This is a genomic window from Lysinibacillus sp. RU7 (genome assembly GCF_057837305.1).
The window spans coordinates 1-228 of the sequence record NZ_JBYQFK010000363.1 but is presented as its reverse complement, the minus strand read 5'-3'; the positions used below and the strand labels follow the sequence as shown (position 1 = coordinate 228).

The following is a 228-nucleotide window of genomic DNA, read 5'->3' as shown; positions in this document are numbered from 1 at the left end:
CGCGCGGATCGAGGCAATCGACGTCGCTATCGAACAGATCGCCGAGGCCGAGGGCGAGGACAGCGACCGCATCGCGCCGTTGTCCGATCAGCGGGATGCGATCACTGAGGGCTTGCGCGGGTTCAATGCCGAGCAGGTCGCGGTCGGGGGCGTGGCGCTCTGGGTTTCGCATGACGGATCGCTCGGCAAGAGCTTCTATCGCGCGAAGGCCAAGCCGAAGCCCAAGGC

Annotated in this window: 1 protein-coding gene; it reads left to right on the top strand. The window is 66.7% G+C overall.

All coding sequences use genetic code 11. From position 1 onward, the window contains the following. Nucleotides 1–228 (top strand): hypothetical protein (locus tag AC3II9_RS22740; protein ID WP_489159070.1); only part of this gene is annotated, 228 nt, incomplete at both ends.